Source organism: uncultured Gilliamella sp., assembly GCA_945271295.1.
Lineage (GTDB): Bacteria > Pseudomonadota > Gammaproteobacteria > Enterobacterales > Orbaceae > Gilliamella.
Genome location: CALYPG010000046.1, coordinates 1 through 3,366, shown reverse-complemented (window position 1 = coordinate 3,366; position 3,366 = coordinate 1). Strand labels below are relative to the sequence as shown.

The 3,366-nt window shown below is 37.0% G+C and carries 2 protein-coding genes and 2 tRNA genes; all 4 read right to left on the bottom strand.

The window, feature by feature from the left end; translation table 11 throughout:
* Positions 1 to 80 precede the first annotated feature (80 nt).
* Positions 81 to 157: transfer RNA gene (locus Q0K76_RS12880), tRNA-Arg, on the bottom strand.
* A gap of 19 nt (positions 158 to 176) precedes the next feature.
* Positions 177 to 269 (bottom strand) — tRNA-Ser (locus Q0K76_RS12875).
* Positions 270 to 396: 127 nt separating this feature from the next.
* Positions 397 to 597 (bottom strand): carbon storage regulator CsrA, encoded by a 201-nt coding sequence (csrA, locus tag Q0K76_RS12870; protein WP_294616076.1) that lies wholly within the window; start codon positions 595 to 597, stop codon positions 397 to 399.
* Between the two features lie 139 nt (positions 598 to 736).
* Positions 737 to 3,366 (bottom strand): alanine--tRNA ligase (alaS, locus tag Q0K76_RS12865; RefSeq protein ID WP_294616075.1); only part of this gene is annotated, 2,630 nt, incomplete at its 5' end.

Genomic DNA, 3,366 nt, shown 5'->3' with positions numbered 1-3,366 from the left:
ACCCCTGACCGCCCGGTTCGTAGCCGGGTACTCTATCCAGCTGAGCTACGGATGCCTGTTGAAATATTCTTAAATAAAAATGGTGCATCCGAAGGGATTCGAACCCCTGACCGCCCGGTTCGTAGCCGGGTACTCTATCCAGCTGAGCTACGGATGCTTATTTTAATTTTTTAAAATGGCGGTGAGAGAGGGATTCGAACCCTCGATGCAGCTTTTGACCGCATACTCCCTTAGCAGGGGAGCGCCTTCAGCCTCTCGGCCATCTCACCTAAACAACTAGGATTTTATTCGAACTGGAATAAAATCATAATGTGTGGCGCACATATTACGGTTTACAAAAAATAAGTCAAACATTTTTTTGCTTACACGCGCTAGTTGTTTATTTCGTGCCCAATATTACTCTTTGGGTTCAGATAGTTCATCAATTTTGTTAGGTATTTGATGAATTCTGTTGTATATCTCTTCTCTATGAATAGAAACTTCTTTAGGTGCATTAATACCAATTCTGACTTGATTGCCTTTCACGCCTAAAATGGTAATTACAACATCGTCACCAATGATAAGTGTTTCACCTACTCTCCTAGTTAAAATTAACATTAGATCTCCTACTCTCAGTTATTTATATATCCAAACAATTTTAAGATATAGCTTCGTCAGCCCCCCATCATTAAGACAGAAAGACGGAATTTTACAGAATACACGTCAATACTCTATTAAAGCATTTAGGTGTATCTGGCTAACTTGCTTGTAATGTATTACTGATTTCCTTTTTCACAGAAGATAAAGCCTCTGTTAACGCCGAAAGATCCATTCCACCTGCTTGAGCGAAATCAGGTCGCCCACCACCTTTACCACCTACTTTTAATGCTAATTGAGAAACTAATTCGCCAGCTTTAACAATATGAATTAAATCATTTGTTACACCAGCAGCTAAATTGATTTTGCCATCATTGACGGCAGCTAAAATAATTACCCCCGATTTTAATTGATTTTTAAGATCATCAATCATGGTTCGTAATACTTTTGCTTCGACGTTTTCAAGTTTAGCAATTAGTAAATTATTATTATTAATTCTTTCACATTGATTGAGCAATTTTACACTTTGTTGGCTAGCTTGTTGTGCTTTTAGTTGCTCAATGTTTTTTTCTAACAACTTTGTTTGTTCAAGAAGTTGCTCAATACGAGTTAATACCGTTGTTTTATCACTTTTAATCAATAATCCTATCTGATTTAATAAGCTCGAATCGTGGTGAATATATTCCATCGCATTTTGCCCAGATGTGGCTTCAATGCGGCGTACCCCAGAAGCAATACTCGATTCAGATGTAATTTTAAATAGACCAATATCACCTGTTCTATCTACGTGGGTACCACCGCAAAGTTCAATCGAGAAATCACCCATTGTTAGTACTCTAACAATATCTTCATACTTCTCACCAAATAACGCCATTGCCCCTTTATTTTTAGCCTTATCTATTGGCATTAGTTCAACATCAACAGGTAAGTTACGACGTATTTGTTGGTTAACGAGATCTTCAATTTCAATAATTTGCTCTGGTGTAATGGCTTGATTATGTGAAAAATCAAAGCGTAAATAGCTTTCGTTTACTAGCGATCCTTTTTGTTGAACATGATTACCTAAAATACGCTGTAAAGCTGCTTGTAATAAGTGTGTTGCAGAATGGTTACGCCGAATTCGTTCTCTTAATTCAACATCAATTGCGGCTGTTACATGGTCACCAATTTTTAAAGATCCTTTAATTATTTGACCTAAATGACCGATGCTTTTACCATATTTTTGGCTATCTATAACACTAAATTCAAAATTGGCAGTGGTTAATAAACCTTTATCGCCAATTTGTCCACCTGATTCACCGTAAAATGGAGTTTTATCTAAAATAACAATAGCTTCATCTCCAACATGAATATGGTCAACTTTTTGGCCATTTTTGAATATAGCTATCACTTTACTTGATGATTCAGTTGATTGATAACCTAAAAATTCGGTTTTACCATCTAGTTTGATGACATGACTATAATCAACATTAAATGAGCTCGATTCACGTGCACGTTTGCGTTGTTCTGCCATGCATTTGTCAAAGCCAGCTTCGTCGATGGTAATATTTCTCTCACGGCAAACATCAGCCGTTAAATCTAATGGGAAACCATAAGTATCATACAGTTTAAAAGCCACATCACCTGGAAGTATTGTTCCAGTGATTTTAGTTAATTCTTGATCCAATAAAGACAATCCACGCTCTAAGGTTTTTAAGAATTGTTCTTCTTCAATTTTAAGTGTTTCTTCAACTAACTGACGATTGTTATTCAGTTCAACCGCAGCGCTTGCCATCACATCAATTAATGGTTTAACAAGTTTATAGAAAAAGATACCTTTTGCGCCAAGCATATGCCCATGTCGAACGGCTCTTCGAATAATACGACGTAATACGTAACCTCGACCTTCATTAGATGGTAAAACCCCGTCAGAAATTAAAAATGCACAAGAACGTATATGATCCGCAATCACTCGTAGTGATTTGCTCTCTAAGTCTTTAGTAGGGATAATTTGTGCTGCATCTTTTATTAACTTCTTAAATAGATCTATTTCATAATTAGAATTAACATGTTGTAGCACTGCTGCAATTCGTTCAAGTCCCATACCTGTATCAACTGATGGTTTAGGTAATGGCTCCATAGTACCATCTGGATGACGATTAAATTGCATAAAGACGATGTTCCAAATTTCTATAAATCGATCGCCATCTTCTTCAGCACTACCTGGAGGTCCTCCCCAAATATGATCGCCATGATCATAGAAGATTTCTGTACAAGGCCCACACGGTCCGGTATCTCCCATTTGCCAGAAGTTATCTGACGCATAAGGTGCACCTTTATTATCGCCAATACGTATTATACGTTCTTTAGGAATACCAATTTCATTTTCCCAAATGGCATATGCTTCATCATCGGAAGCATAAACAGTCACTGTTAGCTTATCTTTTGGTAAATTAAACCATTGTTTGCTAGTTAATAATTCCCATGCAAAATGAATAGCATCATGTTTAAAGTAATCGCCAAAACTGAAATTACCTAACATTTCGAAAAAAGTATGATGTCGAGCTGTATACCCGACATTATCAAGATCATTATGTTTCCCACCAGCACGAACACAACGTTGTGACGTTGTTGCTCTGGTATATGGGCGTTTATCAATACCAAGAAAGACATCTTTAAACTGATTCATTCCCGCATTAGTAAATAATAGCGTTGGATCATTGTGGGGAACGAGAGAACTACTTGCAACTATTTCATGTCCTTTGCTATGGAAAAAGTCAAGAAAATTTTGACGAATTTCTGCAGTGCTTT

Excerpts from the sequence above, each read along its gene's own strand:
- csrA (WP_294616076.1), bottom strand. The coding sequence starts at position 597 with ATGTTAATTTTAACTAGGAGAGTAGGTGAAACACTTATCATTGGTGAC.